This window comes from Pseudomonas sp. ADAK7 (genome assembly GCF_012935675.1).
Lineage (GTDB): Bacteria > Pseudomonadota > Gammaproteobacteria > Pseudomonadales > Pseudomonadaceae > Aquipseudomonas.
Genome location: NZ_CP052861.1, coordinates 3,901,061 through 3,921,125, shown reverse-complemented (window position 1 = coordinate 3,921,125; position 20,065 = coordinate 3,901,061). Strand labels below are relative to the sequence as shown.

The 20,065-nt window shown below is 58.2% G+C and carries 13 protein-coding genes; 9 read left to right on the top strand and 4 right to left on the bottom strand.

Features of this window, described 5'->3' with window-relative positions; genetic code table 11:
• Positions 1–138: 138 nt before the first annotated feature.
• The 9 genes from putP to HKK53_RS17995 all read left to right on the top strand — a co-directional run bounded on the left by putP (position 139) and on the right by HKK53_RS17995 (position 12,629).
• Entirely contained in the window at positions 139–1,623 is a 1,485-nt protein-coding gene (gene putP / locus HKK53_RS18035) for a sodium/proline symporter PutP (protein ID WP_169371948.1), read from the top strand.
• A gap of 268 nt (positions 1,624–1,891) precedes the next feature.
• The gene (locus tag HKK53_RS18030; protein WP_169371947.1) at positions 1,892–3,904 is read left to right on the top strand and encodes a type VI secretion system Vgr family protein; all 2,013 of its coding nucleotides are present in this window, start codon (positions 1,892–1,894) and stop codon (positions 3,902–3,904) included.
• Positions 3,894–4,631 carry a DUF4123 domain-containing protein gene (locus tag HKK53_RS18025; protein WP_169371946.1) on the top strand — a complete coding sequence of 246 codons (738 nt, stop codon included), beginning with the start codon at positions 3,894–3,896 and terminating at the stop codon, positions 4,629–4,631. Before HKK53_RS18030 ends, HKK53_RS18025 begins: the two co-directional genes overlap by 11 nt.
• Positions 4,631–9,412 (top strand): RHS repeat-associated core domain-containing protein, encoded by a 4,782-nt coding sequence (locus HKK53_RS18020; RefSeq protein ID WP_169371945.1) that lies wholly within the window; start codon positions 4,631–4,633, stop codon positions 9,410–9,412. The genes HKK53_RS18025 and HKK53_RS18020 overlap by 1 nt, the downstream gene beginning before the upstream one ends.
• Positions 9,413–9,420: 8 nt before the next feature.
• Complete coding sequence (locus HKK53_RS18015) at positions 9,421–9,837, top strand: hypothetical protein (protein ID WP_169371944.1); 417 nt, start codon at positions 9,421–9,423, stop codon at positions 9,835–9,837.
• A 144-nt stretch (positions 9,838–9,981) separates the two neighbouring features.
• On the top strand, positions 9,982–10,290 hold the full coding sequence (locus HKK53_RS18010; protein ID WP_169371943.1) for a contact-dependent growth inhibition system immunity protein: 309 nt from the start codon (positions 9,982–9,984) through the stop codon (positions 10,288–10,290).
• 220 nt (positions 10,291–10,510) lie between these two features.
• Positions 10,511–10,771: a hypothetical protein gene (locus HKK53_RS18005; protein ID WP_237150576.1), complete on the top strand. Its 261-nt coding sequence runs from the start codon at positions 10,511–10,513 to the stop codon at positions 10,769–10,771.
• A 462-nt stretch (positions 10,772–11,233) separates the two neighbouring features.
• The gene (locus HKK53_RS18000; protein WP_169374259.1) at positions 11,234–11,557 is read left to right on the top strand and encodes a hypothetical protein; all 324 of its coding nucleotides are present in this window, start codon (positions 11,234–11,236) and stop codon (positions 11,555–11,557) included.
• Between the two features lie 232 nt (positions 11,558–11,789).
• Positions 11,790–12,629 (top strand): 23S rRNA (adenine(2030)-N(6))-methyltransferase RlmJ, encoded by an 840-nt coding sequence (locus HKK53_RS17995; RefSeq protein WP_169371942.1) that lies wholly within the window; start codon positions 11,790–11,792, stop codon positions 12,627–12,629.
• A 126-nt stretch (positions 12,630–12,755) separates the two neighbouring features.
• Here the strand turns inward: HKK53_RS17995 and msrA are convergent, their stop codons facing one another.
• From msrA to aceF, 4 genes are all read right to left on the bottom strand, one after another.
• Positions 12,756–13,403, bottom strand: a complete 648-nt coding sequence (msrA, locus tag HKK53_RS17990) for a peptide-methionine (S)-S-oxide reductase MsrA (RefSeq protein WP_169371941.1) — start codon at positions 13,401–13,403, stop codon at positions 12,756–12,758.
• Positions 13,404–13,472: 69 nt separating this feature from the next.
• A complete protein-coding gene (locus HKK53_RS17985; protein WP_169371940.1) occupies positions 13,473–16,166 on the bottom strand; it encodes a sensor domain-containing phosphodiesterase in 2,694 nt (897 codons plus the stop codon).
• Positions 16,167–16,421: 255 nt separating this feature from the next.
• A complete protein-coding gene (locus HKK53_RS17980) occupies positions 16,422–17,816 on the bottom strand; it encodes an alkaline phosphatase D family protein (RefSeq protein WP_169371939.1) in 1,395 nt (464 codons plus the stop codon).
• Positions 17,817–18,091: 275 nt separating this feature from the next.
• A complete protein-coding gene (aceF, locus tag HKK53_RS17975) occupies positions 18,092–20,062 on the bottom strand; it encodes a dihydrolipoyllysine-residue acetyltransferase (protein WP_169371938.1) in 1,971 nt (656 codons plus the stop codon).
• Positions 20,063–20,065: the final 3 nt, after the last annotated feature.

Genomic DNA, 20,065 nt, shown 5'->3' with positions numbered 1-20,065 from the left:
GGTGTGCCGGCTGATGGCTTTCCTGGGGAAACATCAGTCATAAATGCGTGGGGCTGGAAATCGTCTGAACAAACAGTGTCGTTTGTCGGCGTTTCACACCTCGCCGCTACATAAAAACAAAGCCAGGGCAGCATTCGAATGAGCGTAAGCAATCCAACCCTGATCACGTTCGTGATCTACATCGCAGCAATGGTGCTGATCGGCTTCATGGCCTATCGCTCCACCAACAACCTTTCTGACTACATCCTGGGCGGTCGCAGCCTGGGCAGCGTCGTGACCGCGCTTTCCGCCGGCGCTTCCGACATGAGCGGCTGGTTGTTGATGGGCTTGCCGGGCGCGATCTACATGTCCGGCCTTTCCGAAAGCTGGATCGCCATTGGCCTGATCGTCGGTGCCTACCTGAACTGGCTGTTCGTCGCCGGTCGCCTGCGGGTGCAGACCGAGCACAACGGCGATGCGCTGACCCTGCCGGACTACTTCTCCAGCCGTTTCGAAGATAAAAGCGGCTTGCTGCGGATCATCTCCGCCATCGTGATCCTGGTGTTCTTCACCATCTACTGCGCTTCCGGCATCGTCGCCGGTGCCCGTCTGTTCGAAAGCACCTTCGGCATGTCGTACGAAACGGCGCTGTGGGCCGGTGCTGCAGCGACAATTGCCTACACATTCGTCGGCGGTTTCCTGGCCGTGAGCTGGACCGATACCGTACAAGCGACCCTGATGATCTTCGCCCTGTTGCTGACGCCGGTCATCGTGCTGCTGGCCACCGGTGGCGTCGACACCACGTTCCTGGCTATCGAAGCGCAAGACCCAAGCAACTTCGACATGCTGAAAAACACCACCTTCATTGGCATCATCTCGCTGATGGGCTGGGGCCTGGGCTACTTCGGCCAGCCGCACATCCTCGCGCGCTTCATGGCGGCGGATTCGGTCAAGTCGATCGCTAACGCTCGTCGCATCTCCATGACCTGGATGATCCTGTGCCTGGGCGGCACCGTCGCTGTAGGCTTCTTCGGTATTGCCTACTTCTCGGCCAACCCTGATCTGGCCGCGCCTGTGACCGAAAACCACGAGCGCGTGTTTATCGAGCTGGCGAAAATCCTCTTCAACCCTTGGGTTGCCGGTGTGTTGCTGTCGGCCATCCTGGCTGCCGTGATGAGCACCCTGAGCTGCCAGTTGCTGGTGTGCTCCAGCGCCCTGACCGAAGACTTCTACAAAACCTTCCTGCGTAAAACCGCTTCCCAGGTTGAACTGGTCTGGGTTGGCCGCGCCATGGTGTTGCTGGTTGCCCTGATCGCCATCGCGTTGGCCGCCAACCCGAACAACCGTGTACTGGGTCTGGTCAGCTACGCCTGGGCCGGTTTCGGCGCTGCGTTCGGTCCTGTGGTGCTGATCTCGGTGATCTGGAAAGACATGACCCGTAACGGCGCACTGGCCGGCATCCTGGTGGGTGCAATCACTGTGATCGTCTGGAAGCATTTCGAACTGCTGGGTCTGTACGAAATTATCCCAGGCTTCATCTTCGCCAGCCTGGCGATCTACATCGTCAGCAAGCTGGGTGCGCCGAGCAAAGGCATGCTGATGCGCTTTGCTGCGGCCGAAGCGGATTTCCGCCTGAACAAGTGATGGGGATGGGCTAAGGCTCTGATTCTTCGCTTACAAAAACGGCCCGTCTCCTGTTGGAGGCGGGCCGTTTTTTTGTTTGCGGGAAACAAATCAGAGTTATTGGAGCCACCACACTTCCTCCGAAGGGAAATGTCTGTAGCCAAACATCCCGATTCTTGAAGGACAAATCCCTAAAAAAGTAGGGCAAATCTGATTTTCCTGCCCTCCGCTCAACACCCCTTTTTGCTCATGCAGAATCGCCCGCCTTCATTCTGCAGAGACACATCGGATGTTCGCGCCTGCCAATCAACCGCGTTTCACGTTGACCCTCGACGGCGTCCAGAATGAGCTCAAGGTGCTTGAGTTCACGGGCAAGGAAGCCATCAGCCAACCGTTTCGTTTCGACCTGGAACTGGTCAGCGAACAGCCCGACCTCGAACTCGAAAACCTCCTGCACCGTCAGGCATTTCTGAGTTTCGATGCGCAAGGTTCCGGCATTCAGGGTCAGATTTATCGCGTCGGCCAAGGAGATTCCGGTAATCGTCTGACGCGCTATCAAGTCAGTCTGGTCCCGCGCCTGACTTACCTTAGTCAACGGTTCAATCAGCGAATCTTCCAGCACAAAAGCGTGCCGGCGATCATCGCGCAGGTCCTCAAGGACCACGGTATCCAGCGCGATGCCTTCGAATTTCAACTCGGCAGCGATTACCCCGAACGCGAGTACTGCGTGCAATACGCGGAAAGCGACTTGGCGTTCATCCAGCGCCTGTGCGCCGAGATTGGCATTCACTTCCATTTCCAGCACAGCTCCGACGGCCATCTGTTGGTATTCGGCGACGACCAGACGGTGTTCCCGCGTCTGCCCGAGCCCACGCTGTACTTGCCCGGCAGCGGCATGGCCGCGAGCGCTCCGGCGATCAAGCGTTTCAACGTGCGCCTGGAAACCCGGACTACAGCGGTTACACGCCGGGACTACGACTTCCACAAACCGCACCTGCCCCTTGAAAGCCGTGTCGATAATGAACAGCGACCGGTGCTGGAGGACTACCACTTCCCCGGACAATTCACCGGTCGCGAATCCGGCAAGCAACTGACCCAACGAGCGCTGGAGCGCCACGGCGCGGATTACCGTCAGGCTGAAGGGTGCAGCGATCAATCGGCGTTGGTCAGCGGACATTTCCTGCAATTGGCTGAACATCCGCGCGACGCCTGGAACGACCTGTGGCTGATCACTGAAATCGAACACCGTGGCCGACAGCCGCAGGTGCTGGAAGAGTCCGCCACCGACGACGGAGAATTCCAGGGTTATCGCAATACCTTTCTCGCAACGCCGTGGGACGTTTCGTTTCGCCCGCCGTTGGGGCCGGACAAGCCGCGCATGCTCGGCTATCAACCCGCCGTCGTCACTGGCCCGACTGACAGCGAAATCCACTGCGATGAATATGGCCGGGTCAAAGTCCAGCTCGCCTGGGACCGCGACGGCCAGCTCAATGAACATTCCAGTTGCTGGCTGCGGGTCGCCAGCGGCTGGGCTCACGACCGGTATGGCAGCGTGTTGATTCCGCGAGTCGGCATGGAAGTGCTGGTGGGCTTCATCGACGCCGACGCCGACAAACCACTGGTGATGGGCTGCCTGCCCAACACCGCGACCCCGGTCCCGCTGGACCTGCCGGCGGACAAAACCCGCAGTATTTTCCGCAGCCAGAGCAGTCCGGGAGGCGGTGGCTACAACGAATTGCGCATCGAGGATCGCAAAGGCGCCGAGGAAATATACCTGCGCGCCCAGCGAAACTGGACCCAGCACGTACTGAATGATCAACAGGTACAGGTCGATAACGCCCGCAGCATCGTCGTCACCGGCATCGCCCGCCATGAGCTCAAGGCCGACGAGCAACGCATCACCCACGGCCAGCGCCAGACTGAAATCCGGCAGGACGATCATCTGCTGGTGACCGGCGATCGGCACATCCGCGTGACCAGCCAGGCCATTAACGCCAGTCAGCAATTCCATGTCAGCGCCGGCCAGCAAGTGGTGATCGACGGTGGCGCCAGTGCAACGATTCAGGCGGGCGGGCAGTGGATCAACATTGGGCCTGGCGGGATTTTCAGCAGCGTGCCGATTGTGGTTGGTGGGGCGCCGATGGCGGCCATGGCGGCGGTAGCGAATTCGCCGGACGTTCCACTGAAACTCGCCGCAGCACCGGCAGCGTTGCTCAGCGCAGCTCAGATTCTCAGCCTGAAAAGTGATGCGCCGTTCTGCGAAGAATGCGAGCGCTGCAAGGGCGGTGTCTGTGCCGCCTGATCACTTGTCGCCTCACGACTGGCTGGAACAGCAGCCGTTAGAACCGTCGGAACACCTCTTCGCGATCTTCAGCAATGCCAGCGCGGCTGAGCCGTTCAACGCCTGGCAGTGCTCGATCACCGCTCAAGCGCCGAGACCGATTTGGGCCGATACCGCCTACGCCGAGTGGGAACCGGTAATGCCTTTTGTGGGAATCGTCGCTGCGGACCGTGAGTTTCTGCAGTGGGTCGCCACTACCGAGTCATGCGACTGGGGTTGGTTGGCAGTTTCCTCGGCCAGTCCCGAAGCGCTGGTCGAGCACTTGCGCTCCCTCACGCAAGCGCTGCTACCCAATGGCAACAGTGTGTTTTTCCGCTTCTGGGATGGACGTTACTTGCTGCCGATTCTGCGATCCACCGAGGTTGATGCCGCGCAACTGCTGCCAGTAATCGGGCGTTGCCTGATCAATGGCCAGTCGCTCGACATCGGTGGTCGCGCATTGAAAAGCACCCAGGTTTTCCCATGGTGGCAAGTCCCCGAGTCATTGCTGAGTCAACTCGCCGCGCATTCCGCCGTCACCCAAATCAACAACTTGCTGAAGTGGCTGAGCGAAGACCGCCCGGACCTGTTCGAAGCGTTTTCCGAAAGTGTACTGCGGCGCAAGGTCGCGAGTTTTCTTGAGGCGCCGGACCTGCCGAAAGCACCGAAACAAGCCTTAGTGGATTACCTGATGGTGGAGCTGAACTGATGGATCAGATGGTGTACATCGAGCAGGAGCTCGACAGTTTCAAAGGCACCTTGAGCGTGTATCGCCAACAGCTCGACGGCTTGTTCGTCCGGGCTGCGGACAAGGTCAGCCGCGCCACGGATATGCCTTCTCTGATGGGCATGGAGCGGACGATCAAACTGGGCAACACCACCACGGCGGTGAGCAGTCGTGACGACGATTTTTTCTCAAGCGTTGCCCAGTGTTCGGACAGTGGAACTCTGGAGATCGAGAGCAAGTTCGAGTCGGTTTACGACATTCCCTTGGGGAACATTCAGGTGGATGTCGTCGCGATTGAGGGCGGCGAGACGACGCCCGTCACGCTTGATCAATACGGCAAGGGCCAATTCTCCGGCACGCCCGGCAAGTTCTATCGCATCCGCGTTCAGAGCGAAGTGACGCCGGAGCAAATCGACGAGCTTTTCGAATCGTACGACGGCTTGACCCAAGAGCTGGAAGGCTGGCTACGCAGTGAGTGGGAAGGCTTCAAGCCGCAGTGGTCGCAGTCGGTTATGGCTGCGGTGGGTAACGGCCTGCTCGCGGGAAGCTGGGCGGCGATCATCGGCGTCTGGGACAGCATCAGCCTCGTTTTCGACATCCTTAAAAACCCGGGCGATCACCTTGATCGACTCGGCAGCGGCGCGCAGCAACTCATCGATTTAGCCGAGCAATCCCCCGCGGCGATGGAAAAAGCCATGCTGCTGGCCAGTGACGAAGCCGCACTGTGCTTGCTGTTTCGCACGGCAAGTCTCTGGTTTTCGGCGCTGCCACCCAGCCAGATGATGGGGTCATCCGCAGAGATGATCAGCAACGTCATTGTCACGGTGCTGATCGATATCCTGATCGCTTTTGCGCTGTGCCTGACGGGTGTCGGTGTGCCCGCCGCCGTGGCTTTTTTGACCTTGCGTGGGGTCAAGTACGGGAAGTGGCTGGCCGAGCTCGCGATTCGTTTCGTCAAGGCGACTTTCAGCATCCTCGACCGCTTCATGACCTACGTTGACCGCTACAAAAAAGTGGCGGTGCGAGGCATCGCCGCGGGTATTAAGAATGGTGCAATGCGCCTGCGGTGGGACGCCCGGCGCAATACCACGATCAAGAAAAACGAACACCACGACGACGCGCCCGACCAAGCGCAAAACCCAAACGGTGACGCCGCCACCTGTGTGCCATCGACTTGCAAAAATGGCTGTCCGGTATCGATGGTCACGGGCGAAGAGCTGCTGACCCTCACCGACGGTTCGCTGGACGGCCTCCTGCCGTTCGACTTCACCCGGCTCTATCGCACCAGCGCCGCCGAAATCGACAACGGCCTCGGTTTCGGCTGGAGCCACACCCTCGCGCATCACCTGGAAATCGATGGCGACAACGTCATCTGGATTGACCACGAAAACCGTCGCACTACGTTTCCGCTGCCATCCGCCGAGCGCCCGGCGATCCACAACAGCCTGTCACGCGCAGCGATTTATCTCGGCGAAGAACCGGAAGAACTGATCCTCGCCCAGGCTGGCGAAGAAACCCGTTTCTACCACTTTCATAACGGTTTTCTGACAGCGATCAGCGATGCGTACGACAACCGTCTACGCATCACCCGCGACCGCCAGGACCGCATCAAACGCCTCGACAACGGCGCCGGTCGCGCTTTGCTGTTGCGCTATGACCGCAGCCATTTGATCGCCGTCGATTATCAGCAATTTCGCCCGGCCGAGACACTCGATGATGCCTGGCACACCGAGCAGACGCTGGTCAGCTACCGCTACGACGAACGCCATCGACTGATCGAAGCGACCAACGCTGCCGGCGAAAGCGAGCGTTACGACTACGACGATCAACACGTGATCCTCCAGCGGCAATTGACCGGTGGGGCGAGTTTCTTCTGGGCGTGGGAAAGGTCTGGCAAGGCTGCGCGATGTGTCCGGCATTGGGCGTCGTTTTCGCAGATGGACACCCGTTACGTCTGGGATGACGAGGGCAGTGTCACCGTTCAAAACATCGATGGCAGCGAAGAGGTTTACGTCCACGGCGACCACGCGCGGCTGGTGCGCAAGGTTGAGTTGGACGGTGGCGAACACCTCAAGGCCTACGACGACAACGGCCGGCTGATCGCTGAGCAAGACCCGCTCGGCGCCGTCACCGAATACCGCTACGACGAAGTCGGACGCCTGGTGGCGCTGATTCCGCCGGAAGACGAGCCAACGGCCTACGAGTACCGCAACGGTTTCCTGCATGCGCGCTATCGCGGCGAAGCGGTGTGGACGTATCGGCGCAATACCCAGGGCGATGTCACCGAGGCCGTCGACCCGGACGGGCAGGTCACCCATTACCACTACAACGCTCAAGGGCGGTTGCTGTCGATCCGCTACCCGGACACCGCTCGGCATGTGTTTGTGTGGAATGGCTTGGGGCAACTGGTCGAAGAGACCCTGCCGGATGGCAGCGTGCGGCGTTATTCCTACGACGTGCTGGGCCGACGGACTACCAGCCAGGACGAATATGGCGCTGTTACTCGCTACCAGTGGGACGCCGTCGGCCGACTGATCCATACGACTCTTCCTACAGGCGCCACCCGCGCGTTCAGCTACAACGCCTACGGCCAGATCACCGCCGAACAGGACGAACTCGGCCACGTCACTCGTTACGAATACGCCGACGAACTGCACCTGGTCAGCCGCCGCATCAACCCCGACGGCACGCAGCTGAAGTATCGCTACGACAGCGCCCAGCTTCTTCTGACGGAAATCGAAAACGAATCCGGCGAAAAATATCAGCTGGACTACACGCCCAACGGATTGATCCGACAAGAAACCGGATTCGACGGGCAACGCACGGCGTATGCCTACGACCTCAACGGCCAATTGCTGGAGAAAACCGAGTTCGGCGAGGACGGCTCGCAGCTGATCACCGCTTACGAACGGGATTCGGCAGGGCGGCTATTGGTCAAAACCCTGCCCGACGGCATCAAGGTTTCGTACCGTTACGACAGTCTTGGCCGCTTGGTCGGCGTCGATGACGGCAGCGACCATCCGCTGGAATTCGAATACGACAAGCAAGACCGCCTCATCACCGAGCACCAGGGCTGGGGCACCTTGCGCTACGGCTACGACGCCTGCAGCCAACTCAAACGCCTGCGCCTGCCGGACAACAGCAAACTCGACTACCACCACGCCAAGGGTGGCGCACTCAGCGCCATCGACCTCAACGGCGCACGGCTCACTACCCACCAATACCAATTCGGTCGCGAACAACAACGCCAACAGGGGCAACTGACCAGCCACTACCACTACGACGAACAAGGCCGCCTGCAAGCCCACGCCGTCCACCAACAAAACCGCCCGCAATACCTACGCCACTACAGCTACGCGGTCAACGGCAACCTCGCCGCCATCGCCGACAGCCGCCACGGCCAGCGCAACTATTACTACGACGCCCTCAACCGCCTGACCCGCGTGCGCCACTCCCGCGACGAACCGCCGGAAAGCTTTGCCCATGATCCTGCGGGGAACTTGCTGATGCAGAATCGGCCGGGTGCGGCGACCGTTAAAGGCAATCGCCTGCTGATGCAGGGGGAGCGGCATTACGACTATGACGCCTTTGGCAATCTGGTTCGTGAACGTCGGGGGACTGGGCAGAAACTTGTCACCGAATATCGGTATGACTGCCAGCATCGGTTGGTTGGCGTCACGTTGCCGGATGGTAGTTGTGCGAGTTATCGCTATGACGCGTTTGGTCGTCGTATTGCCAAAACCGTCGAAGGTCGGACAACCGAGTTCTTCTGGCAGGGCGATCAGGTCGTTGCGGAAAGTAGTCGCGAGCATTACCGCAGCTACGTCTACGAGCCAGGCACCTTCCGCCCATTAGCCATGCTCGACGGCAAAGGCCCGCGCAAGGCTTGCCCGTTTTACTACCAACTTGATCATCTCGGCACCCCGCTGGAGTTGACGGATTTCGGCGGCGAGGTGGTTTGGGCGGCGAAGTACAACGCTTACGGCAAGGTCACTGGGCTGACGCATGGCGCGGGTGAACAACTTGAACAGCCGTTGCGGTTTCAGGGGCAGTACTTTGATGCCGAGAGCGGACTGCATTACAACCGGCATCGGTACTATGATCCGGACGTTGGGCGGTACCTGACGCCGGACCCGATCAAGTTGGCGGGTGGGATCAACCAGTATCAGTACACGCCGAATCCGACGGGGTGGGTTGATCCGTTGGGGTTGAGCTCTAACTGCCCTCCGCCGAAAAACAAGAAAAACGTAGGCTGTCCACTACCTGCGGGTCCCAATAAGCCCACCGTCAGTCAAGGTGCTCCGAAGCTTCCTAAGTCAAATGACCCGGAACCTAAAACGGAGGAGGAAGCCAAGCGTCAGGTATTAAAGTGGAACAGGCAATACAGAATGCATTCCGTTGAAAAGCACGGTCCCGAGATTAAGGATAAAGCTTTGAAGCAAAGGTCGATTGACGGCTCGCACCCCACGAAGAAAGGTGTGAGAGGACCGATAGTGCCTAGCTCTCAATTCAAGAGCTGGATAATGCACTATCGTGTTTTGCGTCATGCTCTTTCCAGAATGCAAGGTCCTGTGCCTAGACTGACTGGTTACGATGGTGAACAAAATCCGATTGTTAGAATGAAGTTGCCAGGGGCCGGGCGTGGTTACAAACCTAACCCTAATGATGCAGATAATCCTCGCTATGTAGAGAATCTAGATGGTGCGGAAGTTAAATTTGATAAGCGGGATCCAACTCGCCCATTCACTGCTTTTCCGCGATAGGTGAAAAAATGTTGAAGCACCCGTTTGTAGATATGCCATATGAGCTAAAAATTTCGTCAATTCTGGCAGGTATTTCTATTTATGATCGAGAAGAAACGCTCGGCGAAGCGCTATGGGTATATAATCCCAATGAAAAGAATGATCGAGAGGTAATTATTAGAAGGTTCATCATCTCTGATTTTGATTATTTAACCTATAGGCATAGGTTTCTCATATTTGAACTGCTGCGGGGAATTCTGCAGCAAGAAGATTTTGATTTTTCTGCACAGTTTGAAAGTGATTATGAAGATCCGAGGGTTCTTGCCTGGGATGAAACAGAAATAGATGATCCTCGTGGGTTTTTTGAGGATATATACAGGTTGGCAAGCGAGATATGGAAAGATGATGTCGATAAGGCCAGTCTTGAAGATAAAGCTACTTGGTAAAGCAACAAATAAATCCGTACCTTTTTGCGTAAATAAATCTGTCCCGTTTTTCGGTTCATTACCTGCATCTAAGGTGTTGCTGATCTTGATAAAAGAGCCGCGTCTATCTGAGGGGTATTTTTTACTAACAGGATTCCCAGAGATATGAATAAGACATTCCCCGAGCTGCATCAGTTTTTTGGAGCGTATTTTCATCAAGATTGGACGGTGGAGCATGAGACCGCTGAGCAAGTAATAGATGCTTTTCTCGCTGATTCTGACTCGGAAGATCTCACTATTGTCAGAGGAGAAATTACTGCTCTGCTTAATCAGGGAAAGGATGAGATGGAATTACGAAATTATCTTTTGCAAGAGCTGAGCTGTTACTACTGCTACTGGAATGTGTGGGAGTCCGGTGTGTCCTGGCTGCTCCATATAGCAGATAGATTGGCTAATGGATTTGACCGTCACTGATCACAACGGGCTGCGAAATTTCCGGGCAAGGTCGTCGGAAGTTTTCTTCCTCCCGCGGCGGCTTTCATGAACTGGTATGCAATAAAGGGGACGGATTTATTTCTGCTATAGGGTTTTTCGATGTGGAGACGATGCGTTAAGTTGTTTTGTTGAGTGGCCTCTCGTTGATAGGTTTTTAGTTATTGCTTTTTTGTACGGTGGTAAGCTGTGGGGCCTTCAAGTGACAGATAAGTACGTTGTAATTGTCCTGGCAGTAAATCCTATCGTTGAAGAAGTTCTATTGCTTGTCAATGGTGTGAAAGTTAAATGCTTTGCGAGCTGCTGTCCTGAAAAAATTCAGGTAGGGGAAACCTATGAGGTTGAGTTCGAGATAGTCCTTCCTGATGTTGACTTCATTACCGTTGCGGAAAAGCGGTCCGACTCACTTATTGAAGTTATAAACGATGGCTTTTCATGCTTTCTATATGGCTATTTGGACTGAAGTGTCTTCCGATCCTTCGTTGACTTTATGGATCAGGAAATCCACTACGACTATCCAGCGCTTAATGAAAAATTCGTCAAGGTCAGGGTGGACAGGATTGATGTGTCTTTCTGATTGAGGAGCGAAATTTCTGGACAAGGTCGTCGGAAGTTTCCTTCAACCCGCGGCGGCTTTCATGAACTGGTATGAAATGTTTTCCATCGATAGTCTTTGGTGGCCACTGAAAATTCAGTGGCAGGGTGTAGGAACCCTTCAAAGTCGTTGGAAATGTATTGGCGTCGAAGCTTGGTTTGCGGCCGTTAACGTGCGTCCGTAAGATCAGTTGCGGCGGCTATGCGCGGGCACGCTTCGGCGTGGTCGAGTTTTCCAAAGGCCTCGATATTCCTACCCCGCGCATAGCTGCCACCCAAGCCTGTAGGAAGGCTGATGGCAGTTCCTATTTGTTGCCTTTGGAACTTGAAAATGAAGACACTACACCCCGATCCACCCTACGAAAAACCAGTCCCCCACCCCGAAAACCGCTTCATGGCGCTCACCAGCAATTGCTGTGAAATGCCCACCTTGTTCGTCGACACCCACGCCCCGCTCGATGTTTTGTATGACGCTGCCAACTATCGAATCCGCGCCGTTACTCAGGTGCTGGAAAACTTGTCCATGCGCGATTCAATCGAATGTGAGTCCTTCATCCTCAGTGACTTTGCCTTGCTCTGCGCCATTCCGTTGCGCGATGGCTGTGATGTGTTGGATGTGATTGGGCGGCGGTTGCGGGCTCGGTCGCCGGAGTAGGGCTGCACGATGATCGTTCCCACGCTCCTGCGTGGGAATGCAGCCCGTGACGCTCTGCGTCACCTCGGTGTCAGGCGCGACATCGATGGTGCGGCTGGAACGCGGAGCGTGCCTGGCGGCATTCCCACGCGGGAGCGTGGGAACGATCAGAGTGCGGAATGCCCGCTCAGCCGTGAACCCCTGACGTTCGGCTCGGTACAAGGTAAACTTCCCGGCCTTCGCAGGAGCAATCATGAATTATCGTCACGCCTTCCATGCCGGCAATCACGCCGATGTGTTCAAACACCTGACTTTGACCCGCCTCATCGCCCTGATGTCGCGCAAGGAGCAGCCGTTTGCCTATCTCGACACTCACGCCGGTATTGGTCTGTATGACCTGCAGGGTGATCAGGCGAGCCGTACCGGGGAGTACCTGGAAGGGATCGCGCGGTTGTGGGATCAGCCGGATCTGCCGGAGCTGACCGCCGATTACATGAAGGTGTTGCACGACATGAACCCGGATGGCCAGTTGCGCTATTACCCAGGGTCGCCTGAGTTGGCGCGGCGTCTGACGCGGCCGCAGGATCGGGTGATGCTCAACGAGAAGCACCCTGAAGACGGTTTGCTGCTCAAGGACAACATGGCCGGTGATCGTCGGGTGAAGGTTCACTTGGGCGAAGGCTGGCATGTGCCGCGGGCGATGTTGCCGGTGCAGGAGAAGCGTGCGGTGATGTTGATTGATCCGCCGTTCGAGCAGCTCGATGAGATGCAGCGCTGTGCGGCGGCGTTGAAAGAAGCGGTGGGGCGGATGCGTCAGACGGTGGCGGCGATTTGGTACCCGGTGAAGGACCAGCGCCTGCTGCGTCGTTTCTATCAGGACCTGGCCGGCTCGGGCGCGCCGAAGTTGTTGCGGGTGGAGTTGCTGGTGCATCCGCTGGATACGCCGAACAGCCTGAACGGTTCGGGGTTGGCGATTGCGAATCCGCCGTGGGGTTTGGAAGAGGAATTGCGTGAGTTGCTGCCGTGGTTGTCCCAGAAGTTGGGGCAGACCCAGGGTGGGTGGCAGATGGATTGGTTGATTGCTGAGAGTTGACCGATCGTTCCCACGCTCTGCGTGGGAATGCCTCTAGGGACGCTCTGCGTTCCAGCTCGAGAAAGGGACGCGGAGCGTCCCGGGCTGCATTCCCACGCCGAGCGTGGGAACGATCAGGTCAAGCGATCAAATCGGGCAAGTCACGCCCGTACCGCCAATCCCGCAATACCCTTCAGGGTTTTTGGCCAGGTACTGCTGGTGATACGCCTCGGCGAAGTAGACCGTCGGCGCTTCGTCGATTTCCGTGGTGATAGTGCCTTTACCAGCCTTGGTCAGTTCAGCCTGGAACACTTGTTCGCTGTGCTTGGCGGCGGCGAGCTGATCCGGGTTGGTGGCGTAGATCACCGAGCGGTACTGGGTGCCGATGTCGTTCCCCTGGCGCATGCCCTGAGTCGGGTTGTGCAGTTCCCAGAACATCTTCAGCAATTCTTCGTAGCTGACTTTCGCCGGTTCGTAGACCACCAATACCACTTCGCTGTGGCCAGTCAGGCCGGAGCAGACTTCTTCATACGTCGGGTTCGGCGTAAAGCCGCCGGCATAACCCACCACCGTGCTGACCACGCCTTCGCGCTGCCAGAACTTGCGTTCCGCGCCCCAGAAGCAGCCCAGGCCGAAGATTGCGAAATCCACGTCCATCGCGAACGGGCCCAGCAGCGGCGCGTCGTGGACGAAGTGTTTTTCCGGCAGGTTCATCGGGGTTTCACGGCCAGGCAGAGCTTGTTCTTTAGTCGGGAGCACGTTTTTGTTCACCAGAATTTCCGAGCGCAAGACCATGATCAGTCCCCTCAGTCAGGTTGAATGTAAATTGTCAGACACGCAGTTTGCCCGAGTGTTACGCCGCTGTCAGGCGAGAGGGCCGCGCGGGTAGCGTTTGAGCTTTTCGATCAGCTCGGAACCCGGGATCGGGCGGTCGAACAGGTAGCCCTGGCCGACGTCGCAACGGTGGCGGCGCAGGAACGCCAACTGCTCGGCGGTCTCGATGCCTTCCGCCACGACCTTGAGTTTCAGGTTGTGGGCCATGGCGATCACTGCGGAGGTGATTTCCATGTCGTCCTGGTTGTCCGGGATTTCGTGGATGAAGCTGCGATCGATCTTAATGATGTCGATCGGGAATTTTTTCAAGTAGCTGAGCGATGAGTAACCGGTGCCGAAGTCGTCCATGGCCAGGGTCAGGCCCAGGCGCTTGAGCTGGTCGAGCTGCAAGTGCGTGTCTTCGGTGGCTTCCAGCAGCAAGCCTTCGGTCAGTTCCAGTTCCAGCAAGTTCGCCGGCAGCGCTTCTTCCTTGAGGATGCTGGCGATGGACGCCACCAGGTCCGGGTCGGAGAACTGCTTGGGCGACAGGTTGATCGCCACCTGAAGATTGCCCAGACCCGCGGCGGTCAGTTCCTTGCTCATGCGGCAGGCCTGACGGGCGATCCATTTGCCGATCGGAATGATCAGGCCGGTTTCTTCCGCCACGCTGATGAACTGGTCGGGGCGGATCATGCCTTTTTCCGGATGGTTCCAGCGCAGCAAGGCTTCCATCCCCAGCAGACGACCGCTGCGCAGGCACAGCTTGGGCTGGTAGAACACGTCCAGTTCGTTCTGGGTCAGGGCGCGACGCAGGTTGTTTTCGACGAACAGTTTGTAACTGGCTTCGGCGTTCAGCGCTTCGGTGAACACCTGGACTTGATGCTTACCGTTGGCCTTGGCCTTGTGCAGCGCGAGGCCGGCGTTGCGCATCAGCGTCTGCGGGTCGCGGCCATGCAGCGGTGCGCAGGCCAGGCCCACGGAGCCGGTAACGCTGATCAACTGGTTGTCGACGAACATCGGCTTGTCGAGGGTCGCCAGCAGTTGGTTGGCAACTTGCTGGCCGGCCGAGAGGTCGGTGTTGTCCAGCAGCACGGCAAATTCGTTACTGGCGAAGCGCGCCAGGCTGCCGCTGGAGCTCAGGCTATTGCGCAAGCGGCGGGCGAGGCTGATCAGCAGTTTGTCGCCAGTCTGATGGCCGAGGCTGTCGTTGATCCGCTTGAAGTTGTCGATGTCCACCAGCAACAGGCTGATCGGGGTATCGCTGTCTCGGGCGAAACGTTCATCCAGGTTGCGGATAAACGCCGGGCGGTTGCCGAGGTTGGTCAGGTTGTCGGTGTAGGCCAGGCGCTCGATGCGCTGCTGCGCCAGTTTGGTCTGGGTGATGTCTTCGTAGATGCCGATGTAATGGGTCAGCTCGCGGTTATCGCCATAGACCTTGGAGATCGACAACTGACCCCAGTACGGTTCGAGGTTTTTGCGCCGGCTCTTGAATTCGCCCTGCCAGCTATTGTTCTTGGCCAGCGCCGAGGGTGCGTCGAACAGCAGTTCGCTGAGATTTTCCAGCGCCGGCAGTTCCGACAGGCGCTGGCCGTGGACTTCTTCGGTGCTGTACTGGGTGATCGCGGTGAAGCTCGGGTTGACGTACTCGACCACGCCGTCGCAATTGACCAGCAGAAAGGCGTTGGCGCTTTGCTCGACCGCGCGCTGGAACAGGTGCAGGGCGCTGGTGGCGGTGCGGCGGTTGTGGTTGTTGATGACTTGGGCGAACTGATCCGCCAGCTCACCGGCAAAAGCGATTTCATCCGACTGCCAGGCGCGGGTGACACCGGTCTGTTCCAGGCACAACACGCCGACCACCTGGCCATCGACGCGAATGCTGGCGTCGAGCATGGCGTTGACGTCCCGCGGGCGCAGGCTCTCGGCCATGTCCCGGGTGCGCGGGTCGCGGATTGCGTTGTGTGCGTCGATGGCGCGACTGGTGTGCAAGGCGTCGAGGTAGTCGGGGAAACTGCTGGCGTCGATCGGCTCCGGCATCAGGTATTCCTGAGTGGCGCGGTGATAGGCCGAGATTGGTACCAGGGTTGAACCTTCGAGGTTCCACAGGCTGGCGCAGTCTATTTCGTAGATGTCGCAGGCGCAGCGGGTGATCAGTTCGGCGGCTTCTTGCAGGGAATTGCCGGTGCTGTAGCGCTGGCGGGTCAGCAGCAGGATCAGGTCTTGCTGGGCACGCACCCGGTCCAGGTGCTGCAGTTGTTCCTGCTGCGCGCGCTGGTTGAGTTCCAGGGCGATTTGCAGGCGCGAGTTCTGGGTTTCCAGGTCCAGGGCCGGCAGCAGCGGCTCACCCTGGAATAGCCCGTCCACGACCAGCAGGTAGCCGCGCAGCAGGTGTCGATTGTGTTGTTTGTAGGCTTCGCCGAGTTCCAGCAGGCTCAAGGTGCCGGCGGCGGTGTGCAGGGTGTATCGGATCAGGTAATGCGGGCTTTCGGTGAGTTGCAGCTGGATCGCGTCATGCAGTTGATAGCGCGCTTCGGGCTCCATCAGGCTGGCGTAGGGCGAACCCACCAGCGCACACAGCTCCACCGCCGGCAGGCCGAACTGGCGTTCGCAATTGGGATCGAGAAACAGCAGCGCCCAGCTCGCTTCATTCAGCCGTTCGAAACGCAGCATGCCGAGCCGCGAGGGCACAGGCAACTGCGTCACTACCTCGGCCACCATACGGCTGGCGGCATCGGGTTGGCTTTTCATGGGAGGGAACTCGCTTCGAATATGCTGATCGCGCCGGGCTCTCGCCCTCTTAACTGTTGCCTGCGGCAAGGTTGCATCATTGCGGCACCGACTGACAAGAGACATGAAGGCCAAGTGCTATAAGAATATGTCGGCAGGAGAGAGGATTTCTCCAGCGCAGGGGTGAAAGTAATGGTTTGGAGCGGAAAAAGATCGCAGCCTTCGACGGCGCTCACAGGCGCGCGGAGCTGCCGAAGGCTGCGATCTTTTGATTCTTTAACGCAATGGAATGCCGATTGTCTGCAATAGAACGCCATCCCGATCGTGGTAATTGACCCGGATCTGCTCAGCCTCAACGACCAGGTGCGCAAAATTATCCTGGCTCACCACCTTGCTCGTCAGTTCATGCCGATAATCGCCAGCGGCTGTTTGCGCCAACGGCTGGTCAAGGATGAAGGTCGATTCCCTGGCATACGGCAGCCACTTGCTATTACACAGCGGCGACGAAACGATGGTGTGAACCTCGAAGTCCGGATCTTCACTGTGGGTCAGACGACTGGTCAGGGAGCCGTGGACATCGCCGGAAATGAAGATGACGTTGCGGATGCGGTGTGTACGAATAGTCTCCAGCAGCCGCAGGCGTTGTTCCGGGAACGCTTTCCACGCGTCATCGCCAAGGCTTTTACGGTCGGGATAAAACATCACGCTGGTGACCACGAATTTCACCCGTGCCGGGCTGTTGATCAGCCATTTGAGCAGCGCGTGTTCCTGTTCTTCATCGAGGATGCGTCGATCCTCGGCAGACAAATTGCGCCGAGTGCGGCTATCGGTGACAAACCATTCAATATCGCCTTCGGCAAACTGATACCAATACTGTTCCAGCTTTCGGCTTATTTGCCCGTTGCTCAATAATTCATGCGCAGGGCTGTGGCTGGCTTGATACAGCTCATAAGCGGCGATGGCATTTTCATACAAGTCGTTATCACTTTCGCTTTTATTGACGGGCCAATTGTCTTCAATTTCATGGTCGTCAAGGATCATGTAAGTCGGTGTGCCAGACATTAACTTTCTGATATTGGGCTGTGAAAAAGCGGCCTGATATTTACTGAGGATTTCCTTGTATTCCCGATCAGGGGCGATGCGATTCAAGTCATCGACATAGATTTGGTCCCCGGTCATCAGCGTCGCACTGATCGGCGGGTCGGCCTGTTCCGCCAGTTGCGTGATTGAGGCAAAAATCCGGTCGCCCAGGTGCGGCATCGACGCAATGCCGGCTGTCATGCGCAGATACCGGCAAGACCCGACAATATAGGCCCGCGGCAATACGCGCTGGCTGGAGCGAGTGCGAAAACGATAGATCTCCCGTGGCCATTGCAGCGGCAATTCCTGCACCGTTTCCACGGTATGCACCGGGCTCATGGGGCTGAACCAGCCCGCCTGGTATTCGTATTCGGTATCTTCACCCAGATTATTCAGCGCAATGACATCGCACCGGTCGCGCAAGAGTGACAGTTTGGCAAACACGCCTTTAGTCCAGCGTTCATCGCCCAGGCGCCGATAACGGATACCGGCAAATACACTGTCGCTATGCTGAAAATCTCCGCGCAGAAAAATACGCGCGTGGTTAGTTGTAGTGTGGCCAATAATCGGGCCGACAGTTGGTTTGAACATATTCGAATCCGTTCGAAGTAGTGCTAACTAAGCTATTGAAGGTTTCAAAGTTCAGGCTGAACTTTATGCAACTAAGCCTAGTTATTGGCCGGCAAAAAAGATCGAGCCGAAAGGGACTGCTGTCGTGGGCGAAATCAGCCACGGCTGTAGGAAGGAGTCAGGTTTTTTTGAAGGCAAAAAAAGCCCCGCCAAATTGGCGGGGTTGAGGTACGAGCGTGGCGCTCGGAAATCGTCTAACGCGACAGGCCCTCCGGTGAAGGAGGGCCTGTCGGTTGTTACAGCAGAATGGTGCGGATGTCCGCCAGCAAGTCGCTCAGACGCTTGGTGAAGCGTGCAGCAGCGGCGCCGTTGATCACACGGTGATCGTAGGACAGTGACAGCGGCAGCATCAGTTTCGGCTGGAAGGCTTTGCCGTCCCAGACTGGCTGGATGGTTGCCTTGGAAACACCGAGGATCGCCACTTCCGGCGCGTTGACGATCGGCGTGAAGCCGGTGCCGCCAATGTGGCCGAGGCTGGAAATGGTGAAGCAGGCGCCTTGCATGTCGTCAGCGGTAAGCTTTTTGTCGCGAGCCTTGGCGGCCAGCGCAGCGGCTTCGGCTGCCAGTTGCAACAGGCTCTTCTGGTCGACGTTCTTGATGACCGGTACGAGCAGGCCTTCAGGGGTGTCGACCGCGAAGCCGATGTTCACGTACTTCTTGCGGATGATCGCCTTGCCACTTGGTGCCAGCGAACTGTTGAAGTCCGGCAGTTCCTTGAGCAGGTGCGCGCACGACTTGAGCAGCAGCGGCAGGATGGTCAGCTTGACGCCGGCCTTCTCTGCCACGGCTTTCTGTGCGATGCGGAACGCTTCCAGGTCGGTGATATCAGCCGAATCGAACTGAGTCACGTGCGGGATGTTCAACCAGCTGCGGTGCAGGCTCGACGCGCCGATTTGCATCAGGCGAGTCATCGGCACTTCTTCGGTTTCACCGAAGCGGCTGAAGTCCACGACCGGAATCGGCGGGATGCCCGCGCCGCCGGTTGCGCCAGCGGCAGCGGCCGGTGCTTCCTTGGCCTTCTGCATCATGGCTTTGACGTAAACCTGCACGTCTTCTTTCAGCACACGACCGTGCGGACCGCTTGGGCTGACCGCGCTCAACTCGACGCCGAATTCACGGGCCAGTTGGCGCACCGCCGGGCCGGCGTGAACCTTGGCGCCCGGCTTGGCCGGAGCCGCAGCAGGCGCGGCGGCTGCCGGAGCAGCAGGTGCCGCAGCGGTTGGAGCAGGAGCAGAAGCGGCCGGTGCGGCGGCAGCGGCAGGAGCCGGTGCAGCAGCAGGCGCAGCGCCTTTGACTTTCAGCTTCAGGATCAGATCGCCGGTACCGACTTCGTCATCCAGCTTGATGGAAACGCTTTCCACCACGCCAGCGGCAGGCGATGGAATTTCCATGCTTGCCTTGTCGGATTCCAGGGTGATCAGCGACTGGTCTGCAGTGACGGTGTCGCCCGCCTTGACCAGCACTTCGATGATCTTGGCCTTGCCCGACGAGCCGATGTCCGGGACATGAATGTCCTGAACACTGTCGGCAACCGGTGCCGCCGGGGCCGCAGCGGCTGGCGCTGGAGCAGCGGCGGCGGCCGGAGCAGCAGCCTGGGCTGGCGCGGCAGCAGCAGGGGCCGCAGCACCCGCCACTTCCAGGTCCAGGATCAGATCGCCGGTGCCGACTTCGTCATTGAGCTTGACGCTGATGGCCTTGACCACGCCAGCGGCAGGCGATGGAATTTCCATGCTCGCCTTGTCGGATTCCAGGGTGATCAAAGATTGATCAGCCGCGACGGTGTCGCCGACCTTGACCTGGATCTCGATGATCTGGGCCTTGCCCGACGAACCGATGTCCGGCACGTGCACTTGCTGAACCGAAGCGGCAGCAGGCGCGGCCGCTGGAGCCGCGGCGGCAGGTGCAGCAGCCGGTGCAGCTTCAGCCTTGGCAGCCGGCGCAGCAGCGGCAGGCGCAGGGGCCGCAGCAGCGGCACCTTCGACTTCCAGCTCCAGCAGTTCGTCGCCTTCTTTCAGGCGATCGCCCAGCTTCACTTTCAGGCTCTTGATGATGCCGGCTTTCGGCGCAGGCACTTCCATGCTCGCCTTGTCCGACTCAAGCGTCAGGATGCTCTGGTCGGCTTCGATACGGTCGCCGACCTTCACAAATAGTTCGATTACTTCACCTTCACCGCTGCCGATGTCAGGTACTCGAATGAGTTCGCTCACAGA